We start from the raw sequence: 23,768 nt of genomic DNA on the forward strand, positions 1-23,768 counted from the left end.
AAAACCACAAACACATGAAATACCTAATCATTTTACTTTCTGCATTTCTTTTAGTTGCCTGTAAAAAGGACAAAGAAACAGTTTCTGCAAGTACTACAGCCGATTCTTCAAACATGGTTAAAGATTCTGCCACTGCAAGTATTCCTTCCGGGAAAATTCAGATTGAAAATATCTCATTTCCTGAAGAAATCAAAGAATGCTCATGCTATTTTGCAAGAAACAAGGCTGATTTTGAAGCTGAAAAATATATTTACGCTGATGATGCCGGAAAAACTGCTTATATGAACCTTGATGGTAAAAGACTCGCCATGAACCTTATCTCTTCAAGTGATATGGAAGTGGATGAGGAATTGACCAAAGAAATAGAAAATAATGATTACAAAATCTCTGTAAAAGGTAAAAAGATAAAAGGTGAAGAAGCCTTACTCTTTGAAGGTACCCTAACCATTGAAAAACCAGATGGCAGTGTTATTACAACACCGATCTACGGAGAATGTGGCTGTTAATAGCAAAAGGTGAATAAGTTCATTCTCAAATTTGCTTATTCATTCTTTTATAACTCATAAAAATGCTTCTGTATTCTACGGAAGCATTTTTTATTTTGTAAATTTGAGAAAAATAAATTTCAATGGAATTATCTAATATAGAACCGCAGATAATCTGGAAAAACTTCTCCAAATTAAATGCTGTTCCAAGACCATCAAAAAAAGAAGAAAAAGTAATTGCTTTTATCAAGGGATTTGGTGAAAACTTAGGATTGGAAACTACTGTAGATGAAGTAGGGAATGTAATTATTAAAAAGCCTGCTACTGCAGGAATGGAAGACCGTAAATCTATTGTACTTCAGTCACATTTGGATATGGTTTGCCAGAAAAACAATGATGTTAATTTCGATTTTGAAACAGAAGGAATCAAAATGGAAATTGACGGAGATTGGGTAAAGGCAAAAGGAACCACTTTAGGAGCTGATAACGGTTTAGGAGTGGCTACCATTATGTCTATCCTTGAAAGTTCAGATATTCCTCACCCTGCATTGGAAGCTTTATTCACTATTGATGAGGAAACAGGAATGACAGGTGCTATCGGTTTAAAACCAGGACAGCTTACCGGAGAGATCCTATTAAACCTTGATACGGAAGAAGACGATGAAATTGACATCGGCTGTGCCGGAGGTGTTGATGTTACTATCACTCAAAACTATGCAACAGAAGCTCCGAAAGGACAGACTGTAAGAATTGAAGTAAAAGGATTACAGGGAGGTCACTCAGGAATGGATATCCATAAAGGTTTCGGAAACGCAAACATTATCCTTGGAAGACTTCTTTACAAAGGAATAGAAAATCAAAATATTGAACTGATCTCTATTGATGGTGGTGGATTAAGAAATGCCATTCCAAGAGAAGGAGTTGCTATGATCTCCGTAAGAAATGCTCAGGAGTTCATCCAGGAAGTTACAGTTCTTAAAACAGAAATTTTAGAGGAATTTGCGTCTGTAGAACCAGCTCTTCAGATCAATATTGAAAATTCTACTTCTTCAGACAAAGCGATTTCAGAAGGTGATTCTAAAAAAGTGATTCTTACTTTAAAAGCTCTTCATAACGGAGTATACAGAATGAGCCCGGATGTAGCTGATCTTGTAGAAGCTTCCAATAACGTAGCAAGAGTTGAATTGAAAGGTGGAGAATTAAAGATTCTTAACCTTACCAGATCTTCAGTAGACTCTTCTAAATATTCTACAGCAGAACAATTGAAATCTGTAGCAGAATTAGCTGGAATGAATGTTGTATTCAGCGGCTCATATCCAGGATGGAAACCAAGACCAGGATCTGAAATCGTACAGATCATGGAAAAGATCTATACAGAGAAGTTCAATGAGAAGCCTCATGTTGTAGCTTGCCATGCAGGTTTAGAATGCGGTATCATTGGAGCTAATTATCCTGAAATGGAAATGGTAAGTTTCGGACCTACGATCAGAGGAGCACACTCTCCTGATGAGAAAGCAAACATTCCATCTGCTCAGAAATTCTGGAGCTTCTTGAAAGATATTTTAGCGAATATTCCTCAGAAATAGAATAGTAAAATAACTATATTGAATATCCAAAGTCTCTTGACTTTGGATATTTTTAATTTTATCAAATCATTAAACTATATTAAGAAATTAAGAACAAGTGGGGTAAACATAAATATCAATAAATAATTTCTTACCTTATTTAGCTTTAATCATAAAGACATTTAAATATGAAAAGTATTACAGTATTTTGCGGCTCAAGTTTCGGTACAGATAAAACCTATGAAGAACAGGCATTTTTACTTGGTCAGACTTTAGCAAAACAAAATATACAACTCATTTACGGTGGCTCTCAAACCGGTTTAATGGGAACGATTGCAAACGGAGCATTAAGTGAAAACGGAAAAGTGACTGGCGTTCTCCCTAACTTTTTACAGGCCAAGGAAATTGCCCATAAAAACCTTACTGAACTGGTTCTTGTAGAAACGATGCACGAAAGAAAAACCAAAATGAATGAGCTTTGTGATGGGGTTATCGTCCTTCCCGGCGGCTACGGAACCTTGGAAGAATTCTTTGAGATGATTACCTGGGCACAGCTTGGTCTTCACAAAAAACCGATCGCCATTTTGAATATTGACGGATTCTACAATGACCTGATAAACTTAGTTCAGAATATGGTAGATAAGGGCTTTTTGAAGCAGGTAAACAGAGATATGCTTCTGATCAGTGACAATATAGATGAATTGCTGGAAAAAATGAGAAATTATCAGGCTCCTACGGTTGGAAAGTGGATTTCTAAAGAGGAAATATAAGTTCTCAATCAAAAAAATATAAAAAACCCGTTCGGATTTTCCAAACGGGTCTCTTATTAAGATTAAAAAATATTTTTAAGGATAAGGAGCAATTTCCACTTCAAGTCCTTCCATGGCATCTGCAATATGCAACTGACAACCTAATCGGCTGTTGTCTTTCACATGGAAAGCTTCAGCAAGCATCGCATCTTCTTCATCTCCCATTGGTTCCAGACCAGGATCGTTGATTACATAAACCTGGCATGAAGCACACATCGCCATTCCACCACATACACCAATAGTACCTTCTTCAGCCAATTCATAAGAACGGATGATTTCCATTAGGTTCATGGACATATCCGTTGGAGCAATAACATCGTGGGTTACACCTTCTCTGTCGGTGATTTTAATATTAACATCTGACATAATTCTGCAAAATTAGTCAATTTTTTTCACAACAGCCTTCTCTGCTTCTTTACGGCTTCCGTCAAATCCGTCTACTCCACTTACTGTAGTATATTTCAATACGAATTTCTTACCAGGATTCAATCTGTTATAAACACTTTGACACATTAAAGTTGCTTCATGGAAACCACAAAGAATCAACTTCAGTTTTCCAGGATATGTATTAATATCTCCGATAGCATAAATACCGTCAATATTAGTCTGATAATCAAGGGCATTGTTTACAACAATTGCATTTTTCTCGATGTTCAGTCCCCAGTTTCCGATCTCCCCCAATTTTGGAGTCAACCCGAATAATGGAATGAAATAATCTGTTTCAATTTCAAAAGCATCTTCACCATCTTTCTGTATAGTGATTGCTTCTACTTTACCATCACCTCTTATTCCAGTTACTTCAGCTGGAGTGATCAACTTGATTTTTCCTGCGTTTTTCAGATCCTGAACTTTTTCTACAGAATCCAAAGCTCCTCTGAACTCATTTCTTCTGTGAATCAAAGTAACTTCACTTGCTACGTTAGAAAGGAAAATACTCCAGTCAAGGGCAGAATCTCCACCTCCGGCAATCACCACTTTCTTATTTCTGAAGTGCTCAGGTTCTTTAACGAAATATTCAAGTCCTTTTTCTTCATAATCAGCTACATTTTCAAAAGTAGGTTTTCTAGGTTCGAAAGTTCCCAATCCACCTGCAATAGCAATCGCCTTACATCTGTGAACAGTTCCTTTGTTAGTAACCACTTCAAACCACTCATCATCTACTTTTGTGTAAGAAACAGCTGTTTCTCCCAATGTAAATCCAGGTTGAAACTGCTTGATCTGTTCCATCAAATTATCCACTAATTCTCCAGCGTTTACTGAAGGATACCCCGGAATATCAAAAATAGGTTTCTTCGGATAAAGTTCAGCCAATTGCCCTCCCGGTTGTGGAAGTGCGTCAATAATATGGCACTTCATTTTTAAAAGACCTGCTTCAAAAACGGCAAAAAGCCCTGTAGGCCCTGCCCCTATGATCAATATATCAGTGGTTATCATAATTTAAGATAATTTAATTATACATGTAACTGCAAATTTACTAATTTTAATGCGAAGCATATTTAATTGATTCTAAATAAAAACCTGAGATTTGTCAAATATCTATTATTTAAGATATTAAATTTGGCAATGTTTTTGTAAATGTCTTATCATGAAGAAAATTTTAAACCTTTTTGCAGTATTTATATTCTTTTTAGGCTCTGCCCAGATTGATAACATCGCAGACGGCGAATCCATCACCCTTAGAATCCACTATGGCTTCTTAAATGCAGGAACCGCCAATCTTACTACTAAAAAGACTACTTATAAAGGCGCTCCTCACCTTTATGTAAAAGGGACCGGACAAACTACTGGTGCGGTAAAAGCATTCTTCAAAGTAGAAGACTTATATGAAAGTTTCATTGATACAGCAACCGGTTTACCAAGCTACTACGTAAGAAATGTACGTGAGGGAGGATATCGTCAGCATTTTGAAACGGCCTTTAATCACGATAACAATACTTTAATTTTAACTGATAAAAAAACACCAGCTAATGGTTCAAAGGTTATCAAATCTGTGAAAGGAGTTCAGGATATGCTTTCCTGCTTCTATTATCTTCGAAGCAAAAACCCGGATGAATTAAAAGTAGGAACTGTTATCAATATGAATGTATGGATTGATGACGAAATGTTTCCTTTTCAGCTTAAAGTTACAGGAACTGAGAACTTAAAAACAAAATTCGGTACAATCAATTGCTTAAAAATAATTCCTTCTGTAAAAAGCGGAAGAGTATTCAAGGAAAAAGAAGGAGTTACCATGTGGGTTTCCAATGATGCCAATCACTTACCGATGCTCTTGAAAGCTGAATTGGCTGTGGGTTCACTGAAAGCAAGTATTGATGATTATAAAAACGTAAAATATCCTTTAAAGTTTACCAAATAGTTTCAGAATACAATAAAAACAAAACAGAGAATCTATAGCCAGACTCTCTGTTTTATTTTATCCCTTAAGACATTCCATATTTTAAAATCTGTAAGAAACACCTGCTTGAGCAATTCCTTTCATTCCAATATTAGTTTCCACAAAAACACTTAGATCTCCTCCATATCTTAGCCCAATGGGAACAACATTAAATCCAAATCCAGTACTGCTATCTTTATTCTCCTTTTTAGTATCCTTATTCACATAAGTTGTACTGGCAAAATTAACGCCAATGCTACCTCCTGAATATAGTCCTAGCTTATTCTTTCTAAGCCAGAAATAATCTATTTTTGGAAGTATTGAGGTTATGTTTTGTTTCGAAACAGACTCTGTTTTTCCAAAAAATTCATTGGTAACATCTATCCCATAGCGCCAGTTCATATTTTTACTGTACATCATTACTCCAAAAGCAGCAACACCATTGCTTGAAGGACTTATTGAGGAAGTTCCAGGTAATAAAGCTAGAGTAATGGCAGGAGCTAGTTCGTACGCAATTCCATACACGGAAGGAGCTCCATAACTGGCTGCAATTTCAATTTTTTGGGCATTAAAACATACCCCCGCAATTAAAAGCGGAAATAACAATTTTTTCATAATGTTTATAATTTAACTAGATCAAAAATAAAAATCTAACTAAATTAATTGCAACAAAATATAACTTTAATGAAAAAAAACAACCATTTTATTCAAAATTACCCAAAGAGTTAGAATTAATTACACTTTTAATGAGTGTGTGTTATAAATTTTAAATTCAAGTTGTCTTAATAATAAGAGAAGCTGCAAACAATATTTAAAAGCTTTATTAATTCTCTTAAACGAGATAAAAAAAACATCAATTTCTGAAATCAATACTTGAAAAATATAGATTTCCTGGCAATTTAAAGGAGAGTAAATAAATTTAAAAAACTGAATATCAATTTATTAAATAATTATCTCCAATAAAAGTGAAAAAAAATTTGGATTCTTATTTTTTTTGAATACTTTAGCAAAAGAACCACGAAACAAAACTAATAACAAAGATTAAACAAAATTATTATGAATTTAATAATATTGAAACTCTGAGAACTATCATGAGGAATTTAAGGAGCAAGAAGAATTTATTTTCGGCTTTTTAGATACAGTAACATTATTATTTTAAAATATGTGTTACAAGCTTAATTCTTCTGCAAGGTTAAATTTCAATATACCTTCTCTCACAAAGACCAGGATCTACCGGTTTATGACATACTGAGGTCTTTACCCATTCAATATTATACTCCTTACAGGATACAATCATCATTGATATCCTAATATCAAAATCCGATCTTTCATCCATTTAAGTTTGTAGTGGCCAATACAGACCAGGAAGGATTATAGATAAAAGTGAAATTAATTAATTTATTAAATCTTAAAATTTACAACCATGAACAAAAGATTATTATTCGCAGCAGGCGCTACTGCTGTTTGCTTAGTAGCATTTTCATTTAAGCCACTAGAGTCTCAAAAAGGAGTTTACGATCCTGTATCAGGAAATATCATCTTCAACGCAGGGACTGCAAAATCATTTACAAGTTCATATGACAACCATTCTGACAAGCAGGTAGTTTGGTCTAAGTACCACAAAGACTGGACTGCTGTACAGGAAATTGAAACTGTACAAAAGGTTTCTAATGTTCTTAACAAGTACTAGAACTATTTCCATTCAATAACCTATGCAAAGCTGTTGAATTCAACAGCTTTGCTTTTAATATAACGACTGATCATGAGGAAATTATATTTTTACTTTACCCTGCATTTCTTTTTAGTCTTAAGCATGTCTTTTTATTTGTGTATCTCATCCTATTATAAAGTAAAGGAATCTAAGGATGTAGACGTTTGGGTTTTAAAAGATATTGTAAAGTTCAGCAACAGAAATCTGCATCCGTATTTTGTTTTTACAGGAATCAATACCGGTTATGGTTTTTTTGGAACCAGTGTTTCTACGCAGAAATTCATTGAAATGGAACGTTATGACATCAATAACAAACTGCTTGAAAGCAGTGATAATTTTGGATTTACCACTGTTACCGGAAGAATACGATACGAAGGATTTCCTACTCATATTTCCAACTTTATTTCAGAAACTGAGGAAATGGCTGCCAAAGACAGCACACAAAAAAAATCAAAAGATATCAAACTTAGGGAAGACTATGCTTATAAATTATTTAAACATTTAGGAAAAAGAGCTGTAGGAAACGACACTAATACCCAATACTACATTATCAGGCTTTGCACTATCATTCCGCATGATATATGGCAGGGACAAATAACAAAAAACAAAGTATATGTTGAAAAAGAGTATAAATACTATATTAAATAAAGCTGATACTTTCTGGAGAATTCCACAAAATCAGACAACAGAGATGTTTCTCCCATTCTTCAGAATTGGGGTTGTATTCATTGCTCTGGTGGATATTTTATCTATGTATAAGGATATCAGGCTGCTTTTTTCTGCAAATGAAACTTTCATTCCGAGAGATTTTCTGTTCTTATATTCTGAATATTTCGATTATCTGAACGGGCTGTATAATTACCTTGACATCAACAATTTATCAGGTATTTATTATAAATATATTTTAATTATTTATATCGCTGCATTAGTATTTGTATTAGCAGGACTCTTTACCCGGTTTTCTGTATTGATTGCACTGGTGGCACAGCTTATCATCTATCGCTCATTCGCGGAGGTAGGCTATGGATATGATCAGTTTGCAACCATTTCTTTATTCTATTGTCTTATTTTCCCTACCAACAGGAAGTATTCTATAGATTCCATATTGTTCAAACAGAAACAGCTTTCGGATTTCAACTATGCAAGGGTAATACAGATTCACCTGTGTATTGTCTATTTCTTTGCCGGGATTGCAAAAGCATTGGATATAGAATGGTGGAACGGGATTTCTTTATGGAGGTCTTTTTCATCTATTTACGATAATAATTTTAAACTTCCACCTTTCTTCTTTCTTATATTCGGGATTGGAACTGTCTTGTTGGAAACTCTTTATCCCCTGCTTGTTTCCATCAAGAAAACGAGGTATATCACTGTTATTATGTGCATCATTATGCATTTGGGGATTGCCTTCATTTTAAAGCTGTATTCTTTTGCGTTTATATTGATTTTGTGGAATATGTTGGCTTGGTTTTCAATATCCAAGGAATATAAAACTCAGGTGGTAAATGAATTCTAAGATTTTTACATTTTCTTTATTGTTTTGTCTTCAATTTTTTTTTTCACAGGAAAAAATAAACATTTCCGTTCATAACAGTCAGAATAACGGAATCCCGGGTGCTATCGTAACTTTATCGGATAATGAAAACAATATCCTGTTTTATAAAGAAACCGATGCAAACGGAAAAGTAGATTTTCACAATAAGGAAGGTAAAAACCTCAATATCTCGGTTTCTAAGTTGGGATATGAAAAACATGTAGAAAAAAACCTTAAAGCGGAACAAAAAATCAGCATACTTCTATCCGAAAAAACCAATCAGATTAATGAGATTATAATAAAGAACACCAAATATAAAGATACAGTAGCTGTAAAAACAGATCATCCAAGCATCACTGAGAAATCTTCTTTGAGGGATGCTCTCAATAAGGCTGAAGGCTTTATTGTTACCAAAGAAGGAGGAATCAGCTACAATGGAGTCCCTATTACAAAAATACTGGTCAACAAAAGAGAAGTTTTCGTCAATCAGAATAAGATTGCTCTGGATAATATCAATATGGAAGCCATCGAAAAAATACAGATGGTCAATAATTACAGGGATGGTTTTAAAGTAGATTTTGATAATTTCACCGCATCAGTTCTTAATATCAATACCAAATCCAATTACAAAGGAATTCTGAAGAAAAGCCTTCAGGGATTATACGGAGCAAAAAATGCCTATCTTATAAAGGGAAGTGCTATGTATTTTTCTGATAACATCAATGCATTTTTTACTACCAACACCAATAATGTAGGGGAAAAGGACATTAATACGGATAAACTTGACGGTATCTTTAGCTTATCAGGAAATATTCTTGGAGAGAGTATTAACCAATATTACATCTCGGATAATCTTGTAAAAAAGGATGAAAATTCCAACAATAATCTTATACTGAGAAAACAATGGAAATACAGCAGACTTAATTTTTCTGCTGAATACAATTATTTAAACTGGGAAAAAAACACTCTTCAAAGATCTTACTATGCAGAAAACAAAGAACCAATAAGAGATCTTGATAATTCTACTACCAATCAGGGGAATTACCTGAACAGTAAAATTATGTATGATATTAAACTGAGTGAAAAAAGTATCCTGAGTATTGAGAATTCAATCATCAATAATCATATGAAAAATTTCCTTTCAGGAGATCTGACGACCAATTCTGTCTTATACAGAGATGAAGCAAGGATAATTCCTAATACATTCGCTATCAACAATAAGATTTCCTATGGAGGATTAATCAGCGATAAGATTCTGGTAAGTGGCAGCACTTCTTACTTCTATGAGAAATCCAGCAGTAATTTTTCATCTTATTTAAATACAGGGATCAGAAATAATCAGTCGCTGAGACAGTTCAATCATGTCTTCGATTTTGATGCAAATATCAATTACAAACATTCTAATCTATTGACATTCTACCTTTTCTCTGAAGTAAAGTCAGTAGATAATGCATTATTTTCAGATGATAAAAAATATCAAAGAGAATATACTGTATCAGATATTTATCCGGGTATCCGTGGAAAAGATAAAAAATGGGAGTATTCTCTTGCAGTGGGCCAGAGAAACTTCTCTTTCCGTAACCAGTCGGACAAAAACAATACAGACCTTATGATCAGTGGAAATATGACCTTCCGTCTTTCCGGAGGTGCAAATCTTATTCTTGATATTGACAAAAGCAACAGAGTTGAGGATCTTGTAAAAGGAGTTGATACATTATATACCTCTTTAGCAACTGTAAATACAGGAAATATAGATTCTCAATATAATATTTCAAAGAATTTCAAGATAAAGCTGGGCTATTATCTTTCTAATATTGCACGATCTAAATCTTTTAATATAGATTATTCTTTTGTGGAAAGCAGAAATATCATACAGCCTGTTTTTACCAATTTTGATGGCATCACTACCTATTACAGGAATATCATCATTGATCATGTATATAAAAACAACTTCAATGTATCCTGGAGAAAAGGATATTATTTTTCCGCAGAAAACAGGAAGGTTGACTTCACTACAAAATTCAGCTATAACAGAAGTGATTTTCCTATTAACAATACCAGCGACAAGTATAATAGTAATACTTATACCATCAGCTTGCAGACTTCTTTAAACTTAAAATCCAGGATATTTAATGATATCAGTATTGCCTATCATAAAAACATTCAGGATATCAATATCAACCGAAACAATGTAAACAGCTTTACTGTGAATTCATTTTTTTTAGATGTAAAAAGTGTCATCGGGAAATTCGAGAACCTTCTCTCAGCAAGCTACTCTTACAGCCCTGCTGAAGGAATCAATTACAACACTCCTAATCTTGACCTTTTATCATCCTACAAATATTCGGATAAAATAAGTTTTTTCCTGAGAGGAAAAGCTTTATTCGATTTATTATCCAGCAATAACAAGACTAAAGATCTCAATGTGTATTCAGATGGTAATATCATTACAGAAACAATCAATCCATACAGAATGAAATATCTGATGGCAGGAGTAGAATATAAATTTTAACACAATGAAAACTATTTTAAAAATCAACGTTTGCTTTTTATTACTGATACTAAGTACTCAAAAGCTAACCGCACAAGAGGCCGCTGATCAGAGAATAATTAAAGTATCTTATATGAACATGCCTCTAAGCTCCCATCAGGTGAGTAATAATGCAGGAGTATCTCAGGAGAGCCGGGATAATGACATTGCATTACAAAGTTCTCACAAGTTTTATTACACCTTATTGATTGACCCCAAAACCAACCGTTCTATTTACAAAATGGACAGCACTAAGATCAATAAACCTGAAAACCAAAAAGACGTACAACTGATGATCAATGACGAATTTAAATATTGTGTAAGACAAAATCAGGACTCCTATTTCCTCAATGAATCCATATTCAACCAGAAGTTCTACTCAGAAGGGAAATTATCTGATATCGAATGGAAAATAACTGCCGAAGAAAAAGAACTTTTAGGATTTAAAGCCCGAAAAGCCGTTTCCAAAAAAGAAGAATATTTAATTACAACATGGTATACCGATGACATTCCTGTATCCAGCGGCCCTGTGAATTTCTTTGGCTTACCCGGATTGGTAATCTGGTCTGAAGATTTTTTCAGAACTACCCAGATGACTAAAATTGAGTACCTGAATAATTTCAGTTCAAAATTTGATGAACTCTACACCTCTTTACAACAGGATTTCAATACCAACAAAAAGAAATTTCTTATCAAGGAAAACATCTTTTTGGAACAGAAAGCCGAGCTGACCAAATCAATGATCAGTGTGATGGATAAAAGTTCCCAATAACACATCGAAACCCATAGTAAAGATTAATTATTAACCCTAAAATCTACAGTATGAGTAAGCAAGTGATTGTTTTTTATGATAACTGGTGTCCCAATTGTACACGATTTATAAACACTGTAAAGAAAGTCGATTGGCTGCAGGGAATTCATGAGGTTCCGTTAAGAAATCCGGCCCTTTCAAATCAATATCCTGGATTGGATTTACAGAAAGCATATAAAGAAATGGCTTCTTATCAGGAAAAATGGAATTATGGTTTTATTTCTATTTATCTCATATTGATAAGACTTCCTCTTGCATGGGTTTTCATTCCTATCTTATTTTTATTAAAAATTTCAGGAATTGGGGAAATTATTTACAAAGAACTGGCTATAAAGCGAAAAATCATCCCCATTCACTGTACTGAGGACAGTTGCCAGATTCCGGAACATTAAAAAAGAAAAAAAAATTTAATGACTGAATTTTATTGATGAGAACTTCACCTGGCGTACAATAACTGCCCCCCATTGAAAAAGAAACATATATTCGTTTTTTTCTGTCAACCGTGTAATATAGTATGGTTTTAAGTTGTCTTAATAATAAGAGCGAAAATATAATACCAGAGAAATAAAGGGCACAATGTTCCTAAATGTGGATGAATATGCAGCGTATTATAGAAAGAAACAAGACACGTGTAAATTTTTCAATAAAATCAGTTTTTAATTACGTTTTGTTTCTTAGGTCAGTAATTAAAAACAAAAACCTCCGGAGCTCCGGAGGTTTATTTTTATAGTGTCTTGAATTGCTCCAAGGTTCTTATATCATTTTCAAAGAACATTCTGATATCACTCATTTGGTAAAGAAGCATGGTGATTCTTTCAATTCCCATTCCGAATGCATATCCTGAATATTTTTCAGCATCAATATTTACATTCTTTAATACTGCAGGATCTACCATACCACAACCCATGATTTCTAACCATCCTGTTCCTTTTGTGATTCTGTAATCTGTTTCAGAGTTTAATCCCCAATACACATCAATTTCAGCACTTGGCTCTGTGAACGGGAAGAATGAAGGTCTCATTCTGATTTTAGATTTCCCGAAAAGCTCAGTAGTAAAGAACTGGATTGTTTGCTTCAGATCTGCAAAGCTTACATTTTCATCAATATATAATCCTTCAATCTGATGGAAGATACAGTGAGAACGTGAAGAAATAGCTTCATTTCTGAATACTCTTCCCGGAGACAAAATTCTGATAGGCGGCTGATTTTCTTCCATATAGCGGGTCTGTACAGAAGAAGTATGCGTTCTCAAGAGAATATCCGGATTCTGCTCAATAAAGAAAGTATCCTGCATATCTCTTGCCGGGTGATACTCCGGAAGGTTCAATGCAGTAAAATTATGCCAGTCATCTTCAATTTCAGGACCGTCAGCAACTGCGAAGCCAATCGATTTGAAGATTTCAATGATTCTGTTTTTAACCAGATTGATCGGGTGTCTGGAGCCCAATTCCAATGGAAAAGCAGGCCTCGTAAGATCTTCTTTTTCTAACACAACAGAAGATGTGGAAGTATTTTTCAAATCTTCCAGTTTTACAGCAACTGCCTGTTTTAAAGTATTGATCTTTTGTCCGAATTCTTTCTTCTGGTCGTTAGGAACTTCTTTAAATTTTTCAAAAAAATCATTCAGAACCCCTTTTTTACCGTTGTACTTGATTCGGAAGCTTTCTATATCTTCCTTAGAGGTAGCATTGAAGCCGTTTACTTCGATCAGTAGTTCTTCTATCTTTTCTATCATTATTTTACCCTTTCAAAATGTTTTGCAAAAATACGACTTTTAAGTTGAATAATAAGTCCGTCATAAAAAAATCTGCCTCTTTTTCGGGAGGCAGACTTCAATCACTTATTTCACTTAAATAAAAAAATTATTTCTTTTCTAAAGCTTTAACGTTGATCTGAAGAGTTACCTCATCTTTAATCACTCCATTTTCAGCCGGAGCCTGGAACTTCACGCCAAACTCTTCTCGTTTGATATCTTTTGGCTCAGTCGCTACACTTACTTCTCCGTCTTTCACAGAAACATTAGCTTTAAACTGTACAGGTTTTGTAATTCCTTTAATCGTTAAATTACCGTCCAAAAGAGTATTATAATCACCTTCTGTAGAAGGAGTAACCTTTGTAATCTCATAAGAAGCCGTAGGGAACTTTTCTACTTCGAAGAAATCACCGCTTTTAAGGTGACCGTTTAATTTACCCATATCTTCAGGACTGTCTTTCAAGTCTACAGAAGTCAGGGAGTTCATATCAGAAACAAATTTACCGCTTTCCAGTTTTCCATCCTTCACCGTTACATCTCCACTTTCAAACTTAATTGTTCCGAAGTGGCTCGTATTTTCAGATTTAAATACTTTGTATCCTTTCCATTCAACCTTACTGTTTAGCGTATCCAAAGTGTACTGGTTACCATCCTTGGTTGTAGTCACCTCATTACCTTCGCTGGTAAGCGGTTTATCTTTTTTACAAGAAACCACTACAGCAGCAACGAATAAAGCAGGAATAGCCAACGAAAACAGTTTTTTTCTCATTTTTGATTTATTTTTATTACTTCCGCTAATATAATAAAAAAAATTATGTTTTCATAAAAACCTTACATTTGTAATATGCTATTAGAAATAAACAATTTATTTTTCTCACACACCAAAGATAATCCCTTGTTTCAAAACCTTAATTTAAGATTTGAAGCCAATAAAATCATTGCCCTGGCAGGGGAAAGCGGATGTGGAAAATCCACTCTTTTAAACCTGGTGTATGGATTACTGAATTGGGAAAGCGGAGATATTATTTTTGATGGAATCAGATTGCTGGGCCCCAAAGGAAACCTTGTTCCCGGAGAAGCTCAAATGAAATTTGTAGCCCAGAATTTTGACCTTATGCCTTATGCTACTGTTGCTGAAAATGTAGGTAAATTTATTTCAAATATCAATTTAGCAAAGAAAAGAGAAACCGTCATGGAACTTCTTGAAGTTGTCGGACTTCAGGAGTTTGCCGATGTACTTCCTAAATATTTAAGTGGTGGACAACAACAAAGAGTTGCTATTGCAAGAGCACTTTCCGTTTTGCCCAAACTGCTTATTCTGGATGAACCCTTCAGTAATCTGGATTTTCCAAGAAAAATAGAGCTTAGGGAGAGACTTTTCCGATACGTAAAGGAGCAGCAGATCTCTCTGATCATTTCTACCCACGAACTTCAGGACATCATGCCATGGCTGGATCAGATTGTTATTCTTCAGGATGGAAGACTCATTCAGAATGACAGTCCGGAAGAAACCTACCGAAAACCTTACAATGCCTATGTTGCTAAATTATTCGGAGAAGTCAATCTGTTTACTGAAACTGAAGCAGCAGATTTCCAGCTTACAAAACTTTCTTACTACCCAAAAGAAATAAAAATATCCGAAGCTGGCCCTGAAGCTGAAGTACTGGAAAGCAGGTTTGCCGGAAACTATTACTGGAATAAAATTAAAGCAAGAAACAAAGAACTTGTGATCTATACCGATGAAAAATTAGAAGGCTTAGTTAGTATTTCGTTTATTTAAATCGAAGAATAACGAGACAGTAAATGATTAATATTTAAACCTAAGCACATTAGCTCCCTTGACCTTTTAAGCCTTACAAAAAAGCACATAACTCATACATTTACTTACACTTATCAATAAAAAAAATACAAACATAAGAATCTGTTATCAAACTTTTTCTTACATTTGTATTTCCACAGCATAAGGAAATTATTGGTTATTTCTCTTTCTGCCTTCTAGACGGACATTAGCAATTTTGCAATTAAGTTTATTGAAAGATTACACTGTCCAATTTTTTCCTTTTTTTTATGGTCTTAAGCTAAAAACTTTTAATCAAAAGTATAGTATTAACAGCAAAAAGCTATTCACTAACAGCTATTATGCTTTCTTCACAAATTCTGACTTTAAAGCCATTGCTCCGAAACCATCAATTTTACAGTCGATATTGTGATCGCTTCCTGGTCTCAGACGGATATTTTTTACTTTAGTCCCAGCTTTTACCGGCTTTGGTGCTCCTTTTACAGGAAGATCCTTTACAACCACTACAGAATCACCATCCTGAAGCTCATTCCCGTTAGAGTCCAATATTTTCCCTTCGTTTGCTACTTCAGAAGCTGCTTCTTCAGGATTCCATTCGTAGAAACACTGAGAACATACCATCATGTTATCATTTGGGTACGTAAACTCAGAACTACATTTCGGACAAAGTACTGTATCACTCATATTTTTAATTTTTGCAAAGGTATAGCTTTTTGGAGGTTGAAGTCAAGAGGGAATCTGGATGAGAGGTAAAAAGACGGAAAGATAACAGACTAAGAGATGAGAGACAGGAAGGACAAAGCTGATAACTTCAGTCCTTTTAAATATCAATAGTGAATTTTTCTTAGGAAGTGAACAGAAAATCATTGATGGCTACAAAAATTGACAAACCATTCACCATTCCCCTTCCCCCCTCTTATTATCCAACTCTAAAACCCACTACCCGTCAAACTCTCCAACTCAATCTTCAACTCTCAACTTTAATTCGTATTTTTGCAGATTCAAACAGCGAAGCAAATTTATGGAACTTATTCACAGAAACTTGGCTATCGGGATTCACGATGCCTTACAAGAAACATTTTTTGAAAAAAACAAGTATGCCGATAAAGTTATTGAAAGACTTTTAAAGGCAAACAAAAAATGGGGAAGCCAGGACAGAGCCGTTGTTTCTGAGATTTTCTACAATATTATCCGTTGGAAAAAACGCCTTGAATATTATATGGGTGAAGGGGTAAAGCCCAACAATATTTATAAACTTATCATTGCTTATCTTCTTTGGAGCAAGACCAATTATAAAAAGTTTGAAGAGTTTGACGGAATCAAGATTGCGGATATCCTTACCAAACTTAAAAAGAATACGGTTCCTACAAAAGCAATAGAACATTCTATCCCGGACTGGTTGGCAGAAACGTTGGAAAAAGAATTGGGAGCTACCTGGGAAAGAGAAATGATTGCTTTGAATGAGCAGGCACCTACTGTTTTAAGAACAAACTCATTAAAAACAACTACAAAGGAACTTATTTCGGACCTTTCGGATGAAGGTGTTGTATCCTTTTCTATTAAAAATTATCCTGACGCTATACAGCTTGAAGAGAAAAAGAATGTTTTTCTTACTACAGCTTTCAAAGAAGGATTATTTGAAGTTCAGGATGCCTCTTCTCAGAAGATCGGGTATTTCCTTGATGTAAAGGAAGGACAGAGAGTTGTGGACGCATGTGCGGGTGCAGGAGGAAAGACTCTTCACCTGGCAGCACTAATGGGAAATAAAGGTCAGATTATCGCTTTAGATATTTTCGAGTGGAAACTTACTGAATTGAAGCGTCGTGCTAAAAGAGCGGGAGCACACAATATTGAAACCCGTATGATCTCCGACAATAAGGTGATCAAGCGTCTTCATGATAAAGCAGACAGGTTATTGATTGATGCACCATGTTCAGGTCTTGGAGTTTTGAAAAGAAATCCGGACAGTAAATGGAAAATTGATCAGGACTTCATTGACAGAATCAAGAAAGAGCAACAGCAGATCCTTCAGGACTATTCTAAAATACTTAAAAAAGGAGGAAAGATGGTATATGCCACATGTTCTATCCTGCCATCTGAAAACAACCTTCAGGTAAAAGAATTCCTTCAAAACAATCCGGGATTCAAAATGATCAAGGATGAGAAAGTAATGCCAAGCGAAGGGTATGATGGATTCTATATGGCGTTGATCGAAAGAGTTTCTTAACCGATTCCTCCATACAACTATAAAAAACTACTCTAAGGAGTAGTTTTTTTGTTTTTTGTAGTTAAAATGTAACATTTCATACCAATTCCCTACTAACTCTATAGATTAACCGTTTTGTTGCTGTAAAGTATATTTGTAAACCAAATTACTTTATTGCCAAATAATATTATGAATAAAGGAACTGTACTTAAATTTCCGGCTGCCCTTTTACCTTACCTGTCTTCTACACAGGCATACGGGAGCCGTTATATCAGTTCTTATCATATAAAAAACATCCGACTCCCATTCTGGCCATGAGCAGGAAAAATTCATCAGGAGTAGCACCAACAGTGAATACAAAACGATTACTCATTTAAAAGACGACCTGACAATGCTGTCTTGCTTTTTTAAGCAGGAAAAATCATTTCAAGGTCTGAATATAAAGATTAGTAAGAAAACAGGATTTTTAGCTTACTAATAGAGTTTAAAAAGAACTTATTAAAAGTCTATAAAAACAAAACCTTCTTGCATGAGAATTGCAAGAAGGTAAAAACACAAATGATGAAAAAAAATTATTTCGAGCCACAAAGTAAGGGCTAAAATTCACATAATAAATTACCATATATTAAGAAATATGTCATTTTTATTTTGTATAGAGGTAACATCTATTTTAGCCTAACGAAAAAAATTAATCAAAAACATTACAATTCTCTTAAATAGTTAATATTTTTCTTTCAAATAAATTAATTAATTGAAAATTTTAACTTACACGTAATTTTAATTGTTATTTATAAACATCCCCTTTACTTTTGTCATATAAATAATAAAAATATGTGTGGAATAGTATGTTTATTTGACGCCAAGCAGAAAACCGAGACATTAAGGCCTCAGGTTTTAGAAATGTCAAAAAAGATCCGTCATAGAGGACCGGATTGGAGTGGAGTTTATCAGGATGAAAAAGTAGTTTTCTCTCATGAAAGACTTGCTATTGTAGATCCTACTTCCGGAAAGCAGCCTTTATTTACTAAAGACGGAAAAGTAGTATTAGCCGTAAATGGTGAGATCTACAACCATAGAGAATTAAAAGAAGAATTTACCGATTATGAGTTCCAGACTCAATCTGACTGTGAGGTTATTCTGGCACTTTACAGAAAATACGGAAAAGACTTTGTTGAAAAGCTGAACGGGATTTTCGCATTTGCATTATACGATACAGAAAACGACGTGTATCTCGTTGCTCGTGATCATATGGGAATCTGCCCACTGTATCAGGGATGGGATAAAAACGGAAATTATTATGTAGCTTCTGAACTAAAAGCTTTGGAAGGCATATGCAAAACCATTGAAACATTCTTACCTGGACATTTGGTATACAGCAAAGATGGAGCTGAGCTTCAGCAATGGTATACCAGAGAATGGGAAAGCTTTGACCACGTAAAGGATAACGAAACAGATATTGATAAACTAAGAAAGGGGCTTGAAGATGCTGTTCACAGACAGCTGATGAGTGATGTCCCTTATGGTGTATTACTTTCCGGTGGGCTTGACTCGTCTGTTATCTCAGCGATTACAGCAAAGTTTGCAAGGCAAAGAATTGAAAGCGGAGATACTCAGGAAGCATGGTATCCTAGACTGCACAGCTTTGCGGTAGGACTTGTAGGTTCTCCAGACCTGGCAGCTGCTCAAAAAGCAGCCAAGCATATAGGATCTGTTCACCATGAAGTTAACTTTACCGTTCAGGAAGGATTAGATGCAGTACGTGATGTAATCTATCATCTGGAAACTTATGATGTGACAACCATCAGAGCTTCCACCCCAATGTATCTTTTAGCACGAGTGATCAAATCAATGGGAATCAAGATGGTATTGTCCGGAGAGGGTGCTGATGAACTGTTCGGTGGCTATCTGTACTTCCATAAGGCGCCTAACGCTAAAGAATTCCATGATGAAACAGTAAGAAAACTTGGAAAGCTTCATTTATATGACTGCCTGAGAGCCAACAAGGCTTTAATGAGCTGGGGAATAGAAGGCAGGGTTCCTTTCCTTGATAAAGAATTTATGGATATTGCCATGACGCTTAACCCACAGGATAAAATGATTAATGTTTCTGAAGGGAAAATTGAAAAATGGGTATTAAGAAAAGCTTTTGAAGATATTCTTCCGGAATCTATTGTATGGAGACAAAAAGAACAGTTCTCGGATGGTGTGGGATATTCATGGATTGATACGTTAAAAGAAGTTGCTCAAAAAGAAGTTACTGATGAGATGATGACTAACGCAAGATTCAGATTCCCGTTAAACACCCCACAAAACAAGGAGGAATACCGTTACAGAACTATTTTTGAAGAGCATTTCCCAAGTGAGACAGCAGCAGCAACTGTTCCATCTGTTCCATCTGTCGCCTGCTCTACTCCTATCGCTCTGGAATGGGATGAAGCTTTCAAAAAGATGAATGATCCAAGTGGAAGAGCAGTGAAAGTACATGAGACATCGTACTAGAAGTTTGAGGGCTTGAGGGGTAAAGTTTGTATGATCCTAAATTCACGATTCGCTTGCGAAGCCAAATGGATGATTGACATTAAAAAGATCTAAGATTTCAGGTTCTATCCACTTTGTCTATTATCTATTATCTTTTCGTGTCTTTACCTCTTATCCGGATTATCTTCCCTCTTGTTTCTAAACTCTACCACAATAATTTATTAATCCTGTAGCAATACGGGATTATTTTTTGAATTAACAATAACAATATGGCATAATTTAACTGACAATCAAAAATAATATCTAATAAATAATTATATTTGGAAAACGAAAATATCAATTATAAAAAAATGAGAAGAAACCTTACTGTTTTATTTGCCTTATTATCCATCAGTTTTGCTTTTGGACAGGGAAAATATGGCAAATATCTGAACTCAAAAAAGCTTGCTTTAGCTTATAAAAGCGTGAAAGATGCTGATAAGGATGACTATTATCAACAGTTCTACTGGTTGGTAAAAGCTGAGCAACTTAAGACTTATCCTCACCTTAAGGATATAAAGCCAGTAGTGTTGTATGAATTTGTAAAATACGTAAACCCTCAGAATCCGACAAAAAAACTGGATAAAAGAGACAAAGAGCTTAGAGCTACTGCAGAATTGTCTTTAAATCAATACTTCAAGAACAAGAATTTTGAGAACAATTCTGTTTTAATGTACAACCTTGAAACTTACGTTGACCCGTCAAAAGGACAATTCTATACAAAGGTTGATCCTGAAAAGATCAAAGAACTGGTTCCGAAAGAATTGTTTGCCTTTAATTCTTTCAACAGAAATTTAGGAGAAGAAAAGACCTACTATCTTTGGGTGGATAAGAAAAAAGATGATCTTAACATTGTAGATATTATTCCTAGTGAAAAAGATGACAAATCATTCTACACAAGATTGAGACAATACCTTCCTAACTATAAGTTTTCAAAATATGTTCCTTCTGTAAAAAAAGGAAACAAGTCTGATAAAACAGATATAGAATATTATTATATCATGCCTTTCGAGCAGAATACCGATAATATTGAATACAAAACAAAGGATTTCAAAAATTTCACTTTAAGCCAGTATAGAAAAGCCGGTGACGAATGGAAAGGAGTAGAAAAACCTAAAAAATAAATCAAAAAGTCCTGTGATATTTCACAGGACTTTTTTAATTTTATATGGATTTCTTTATCTAAGAATCAAACTGCTTAAAGCAAGCATTCTCTTCAATAAAAATAAGTCTGGAATTTTTTGAATATTCCAGCCTATACAAAATGACAGAAACAAGCCCCCAACAGACCTCAATAAAGAAAATTCTTCCTTTGATTCTCGCCACTGCTATTTTTATGCAAATGCTGGATTCAACCATTCTGAATACTTCTCTTCCCTCCATTGCCAAGGACCTTCATGAATCTCCGCTGAATATGCAGAACGCTATCATCAGTTATGTATTGACTTTGGCTGTCTTCATGCCTGCAAGTGGATTTTTGGCAGACCGGTTCGGAACGAAAAAAGTATTTATTTTCTCATTGATACTATTTAGTTTGGGTTCATTATTCTGTTCACTGTCTCAAAACCTTACCCATCTTGTTATTTCAAGGGTAATTCAGGGTGTTGGAGGAAGTCTGATGACACCTGTCGGAAAGCTGGCACTCATTAAAACTTTTGATAAGAGTGAATTGCTTAAGGCTATGAACTTTGCTATTATCCCTGCCCTTATCGGGCCTGTTCTCGGACCTTTGGTAGGTGGCTATATGGTGGATTATTTGTCATGGCACTGGATATTTCTTATTAATATTCCTATTGGTTTTTTAGGAATTATTTTAGGATTAAAATTTATGCCTGATTATAGATCTGATGATGTAGATTTTGATTTTAAAGGATTCTTAATCTTTGCAGCAGCCTCTCTCTTACTCTCTATTTCCTTAGAACTTTTTGGAAATATGCAGAATATAACACCGGTTCTCATTGTATTTATCCTGGGATTCCTGTTTCTTTACTATTACTATAAACATGCAAAAAAAGAAGGACATCCTATTTTCCCTTTAAACCTGTTTCAGGTAAGGACTTTCCGCGTTGGGATTGTAGGGAACTTAGCGACAAGACTCGGGATCAGCTCTGTTCCGTTACTGCTTCCGCTTATGATCCAGATTGCTTATAAACAGTCTGCCGTAACTTCAGGATGGATCATTGCTCCAATGGCTCTGACTGCTATATTCGGGAAATCATCTGTTATTAAAATTCTTGATAAATATGGCTATCGGCAAACGTTGATGGTAAATACATTTATCATTGGAACTTTAATCTGCATGCTGGCTATTCCAGATATTCACACTTCATTATATTGGTTTGTTCCTATTATTGCTGTGCTTGGATTTTTCAATTCTATACAGTTCACTTCTATGAACACGATTTCCATTGCAGATCTCCGGAATTTTCAGACCAGCAGTGGCAATTCATTAATCTCCGTTAATCAGCAGCTCGCGATCGGTTTCGGAATTGCCTTTGGATTGATTGTTTTAAAAATATTTGAAAACTCTGACCTCATCCAGGGAGAAACTCACAATGCTTTCCGATATACCTTTCTCACGGTAGGAATATTAACGATATTATCAGGTTTTGTATTTAGAAGACTACACATTTCAGACGGAAAGAATATGAAATCAAAAGAGGAATAAGCAAAGGTTAATTGTACATCAGTCTTTTACTACAATACGAACTTATCACAGATCAATGCATTTGCTTTATAAGTATGGTAATTTTGTTTACATAAAATCAACAATATTATGGCAACTAAAAAAGTAGAAATGGTAGTATCTCCAAGACCTGCACACTTTGTAGGTGACGGTTTTAGAGTTCATAATTTTATTCCGGGCGTACATGGCTTAGATATGAAAAGAATGGATCCGTTCATTATGCTTGATTATAATTCAAAATTTCATTTCAACGGTTCAGATAGACCAAGAGGTGTAGGAGTTCACCCACACAGAGGTTTTGAAACAGTAACCATAGCCTATAGCGGTAAAGTGGAACATCATGACAGTGCCGGAGGCGGTGGTATTATTGGCGAAGGCGATGTACAATGGATGACTGCTGCCAAAGGAGTTCTTCACAAAGAATACCATGAAACAGAATGGGCTAAAGAAGGTGGAATCTTTCAGATGGTTCAGCTGTGGGTCAACCTTCCTGCAAAAGATAAGATGAGCCATCCAAAATACCAGTCCATTGAAAACTCTAAGATGGAAAAAGTAGATCTTGGTAAAAATGGCTTTATTGAAGTAATTGCCGGAAATTATAATGGAAACAAAGGTCCTGCATTTACCTTCACTCCTATTCATATGATGAATGCAAAACTTAAAGCTGGAGGTAAAGCAGAATTTAATTTCCCTGCCCACTTCAACACAGCCGCTTTGGTTATTGAAGGAAATATTACTGTCAATGGAGAAGAACAAGTGAAAGCAGATCATTTTGCATTATTTAAAAATGAAGGAGAAAGCTTTACCATTGAAACCCAAGAAGATTCAATTGTTTTAATCATCAGTGGAGAGCCTATTAATGAACCCATCTTTCCTCATGGACCTTTTGTAATGAATACAAGAGAAGAGATCATGCAGGCTTTTGAGGATTTCAATACCGGAAAATTCGGATATCTTGAAGATTAAAAGGATAGATTTAAGTTTTCCTT

General features: G+C 34.9%; 22 protein-coding genes. 16 read left to right on the top strand and 6 right to left on the bottom strand.

Translation table 11 applies throughout. The features are described from left to right. Positions 1-14: 14 nt before the first annotated feature. The 3 genes from WH267_RS00275 to WH267_RS00285 all read left to right on the top strand — a co-directional run bounded on the left by WH267_RS00275 (position 15) and on the right by WH267_RS00285 (position 2,820). Complete coding sequence (locus tag WH267_RS00275; protein WP_115972808.1) at positions 15-506, top strand: hypothetical protein; 492 nt, start codon at positions 15-17, stop codon at positions 504-506. A 122-nt stretch (positions 507-628) separates the two neighbouring features. Next, positions 629-2,071 carry an aminoacyl-histidine dipeptidase gene (locus WH267_RS00280; protein WP_123321353.1) on the top strand — a complete coding sequence of 481 codons (1,443 nt, stop codon included), beginning with the start codon at positions 629-631 and terminating at the stop codon, positions 2,069-2,071. Positions 2,072-2,238: 167 nt separating this feature from the next. Continuing rightward, on the top strand, positions 2,239-2,820 hold the full coding sequence (locus tag WH267_RS00285) for an LOG family protein (RefSeq protein ID WP_115972810.1): 582 nt from the start codon (positions 2,239-2,241) through the stop codon (positions 2,818-2,820). A gap of 75 nt (positions 2,821-2,895) precedes the next feature. Here the strand turns inward: WH267_RS00285 and WH267_RS00290 are convergent, their stop codons facing one another. After that, positions 2,896-3,225 (bottom strand): 2Fe-2S iron-sulfur cluster-binding protein, encoded by a 330-nt coding sequence (locus WH267_RS00290; protein ID WP_047495204.1) that lies wholly within the window; start codon positions 3,223-3,225, stop codon positions 2,896-2,898. Positions 3,226-3,237: 12 nt separating this feature from the next. Next, complete coding sequence (locus WH267_RS00295; RefSeq protein WP_115972812.1) at positions 3,238-4,293, bottom strand: NAD(P)/FAD-dependent oxidoreductase; 1,056 nt, start codon at positions 4,291-4,293, stop codon at positions 3,238-3,240. 151 nt (positions 4,294-4,444) lie between these two features. On the opposite strand from WH267_RS00295, the gene WH267_RS00300 reads away from it, so the two are divergent. Beyond that, complete coding sequence (locus tag WH267_RS00300) at positions 4,445-5,215, top strand: DUF3108 domain-containing protein (protein ID WP_115972813.1); 771 nt, start codon at positions 4,445-4,447, stop codon at positions 5,213-5,215. A gap of 81 nt (positions 5,216-5,296) precedes the next feature. Here WH267_RS00300 and WH267_RS00305 read toward each other — a convergent pair whose 3' ends face one another. Beyond that, on the bottom strand, positions 5,297-5,848 hold the full coding sequence (locus tag WH267_RS00305) for a hypothetical protein (RefSeq protein ID WP_340004657.1): 552 nt from the start codon (positions 5,846-5,848) through the stop codon (positions 5,297-5,299). Positions 5,849-6,656: 808 nt separating this feature from the next. Between WH267_RS00305 and WH267_RS00310 the strand changes: the two genes are divergently transcribed. From WH267_RS00310 to WH267_RS00335, 6 genes are all read left to right on the top strand, one after another. Beyond that, a complete protein-coding gene (locus tag WH267_RS00310) occupies positions 6,657-6,923 on the top strand; it encodes a hypothetical protein (protein WP_115972815.1) in 267 nt (88 codons plus the stop codon). Positions 6,924-6,995: 72 nt separating this feature from the next. After that, complete coding sequence (locus WH267_RS00315) at positions 6,996-7,592, top strand: hypothetical protein (RefSeq protein WP_123947413.1); 597 nt, start codon at positions 6,996-6,998, stop codon at positions 7,590-7,592. After that, positions 7,558-8,460 carry an HTTM domain-containing protein gene (locus WH267_RS00320; protein ID WP_115972817.1) on the top strand — a complete coding sequence of 301 codons (903 nt, stop codon included), beginning with the start codon at positions 7,558-7,560 and terminating at the stop codon, positions 8,458-8,460. The genes WH267_RS00315 and WH267_RS00320 overlap by 35 nt, the downstream gene beginning before the upstream one ends. After that, positions 8,450-10,990 (top strand): TonB-dependent receptor, encoded by a 2,541-nt coding sequence (locus tag WH267_RS00325; protein ID WP_340004661.1) that lies wholly within the window; start codon positions 8,450-8,452, stop codon positions 10,988-10,990. Before WH267_RS00320 ends, WH267_RS00325 begins: the two co-directional genes overlap by 11 nt. A gap of 4 nt (positions 10,991-10,994) precedes the next feature. Then, positions 10,995-11,780: a GLPGLI family protein gene (locus WH267_RS00330; RefSeq protein ID WP_115972819.1), complete on the top strand. Its 786-nt coding sequence runs from the start codon at positions 10,995-10,997 to the stop codon at positions 11,778-11,780. Positions 11,781-11,830: 50 nt separating this feature from the next. Beyond that, positions 11,831-12,211, top strand: a complete 381-nt coding sequence (locus tag WH267_RS00335; RefSeq protein ID WP_123321356.1) for a thiol-disulfide oxidoreductase DCC family protein — start codon at positions 11,831-11,833, stop codon at positions 12,209-12,211. A gap of 332 nt (positions 12,212-12,543) precedes the next feature. Here the strand turns inward: WH267_RS00335 and pheS are convergent, their stop codons facing one another. Together pheS and WH267_RS00345 are read right to left on the bottom strand one after the other, a co-directional pair. Next, complete coding sequence (gene pheS / locus WH267_RS00340; RefSeq protein ID WP_115972821.1) at positions 12,544-13,554, bottom strand: phenylalanine--tRNA ligase subunit alpha; 1,011 nt, start codon at positions 13,552-13,554, stop codon at positions 12,544-12,546. 127 nt (positions 13,555-13,681) lie between these two features. Beyond that, complete coding sequence (locus WH267_RS00345) at positions 13,682-14,341, bottom strand: YceI family protein (RefSeq protein WP_115972822.1); 660 nt, start codon at positions 14,339-14,341, stop codon at positions 13,682-13,684. Positions 14,342-14,416: 75 nt separating this feature from the next. Here WH267_RS00345 and WH267_RS00350 point away from each other — a divergent pair, with 75 nt between their 5' ends. Continuing rightward, positions 14,417-15,352 (top strand): sulfate/molybdate ABC transporter ATP-binding protein, encoded by a 936-nt coding sequence (locus tag WH267_RS00350; protein WP_340004665.1) that lies wholly within the window; start codon positions 14,417-14,419, stop codon positions 15,350-15,352. Between the two features lie 357 nt (positions 15,353-15,709). Here WH267_RS00350 and WH267_RS00355 read toward each other — a convergent pair whose 3' ends face one another. After that, complete coding sequence (locus tag WH267_RS00355) at positions 15,710-16,054, bottom strand: zinc ribbon domain-containing protein YjdM (RefSeq protein WP_340004667.1); 345 nt, start codon at positions 16,052-16,054, stop codon at positions 15,710-15,712. Between the two features lie 337 nt (positions 16,055-16,391). Here WH267_RS00355 and WH267_RS00360 point away from each other — a divergent pair, with 337 nt between their 5' ends. The 5 genes from WH267_RS00360 to WH267_RS00380 all read left to right on the top strand — a co-directional run bounded on the left by WH267_RS00360 (position 16,392) and on the right by WH267_RS00380 (position 23,745). Next, a complete protein-coding gene (locus WH267_RS00360) occupies positions 16,392-17,597 on the top strand; it encodes an RsmB/NOP family class I SAM-dependent RNA methyltransferase (RefSeq protein ID WP_123321359.1) in 1,206 nt (401 codons plus the stop codon). A gap of 810 nt (positions 17,598-18,407) precedes the next feature. Next, positions 18,408-20,075, top strand: coding sequence for an asparagine synthase B (gene asnB / locus WH267_RS00365; protein WP_115972825.1), 1,668 nt, complete (start codon positions 18,408-18,410; stop codon positions 20,073-20,075). A gap of 299 nt (positions 20,076-20,374) precedes the next feature. Continuing rightward, positions 20,375-21,217 (top strand): hypothetical protein, encoded by an 843-nt coding sequence (locus WH267_RS00370; protein WP_228438874.1) that lies wholly within the window; start codon positions 20,375-20,377, stop codon positions 21,215-21,217. A gap of 140 nt (positions 21,218-21,357) precedes the next feature. Further along, on the top strand, positions 21,358-22,761 hold the full coding sequence (locus WH267_RS00375; protein WP_123321361.1) for an MFS transporter: 1,404 nt from the start codon (positions 21,358-21,360) through the stop codon (positions 22,759-22,761). A 108-nt stretch (positions 22,762-22,869) separates the two neighbouring features. Then, complete coding sequence (locus WH267_RS00380; protein WP_340004674.1) at positions 22,870-23,745, top strand: pirin family protein; 876 nt, start codon at positions 22,870-22,872, stop codon at positions 23,743-23,745. The last annotated feature ends 23 nt before the right edge of the window (positions 23,746-23,768 follow it).

This window comes from Chryseobacterium sp. MYb328 (genome assembly GCF_037572595.1).
Lineage (GTDB): Bacteria > Bacteroidota > Bacteroidia > Flavobacteriales > Weeksellaceae > Chryseobacterium > Chryseobacterium pennae.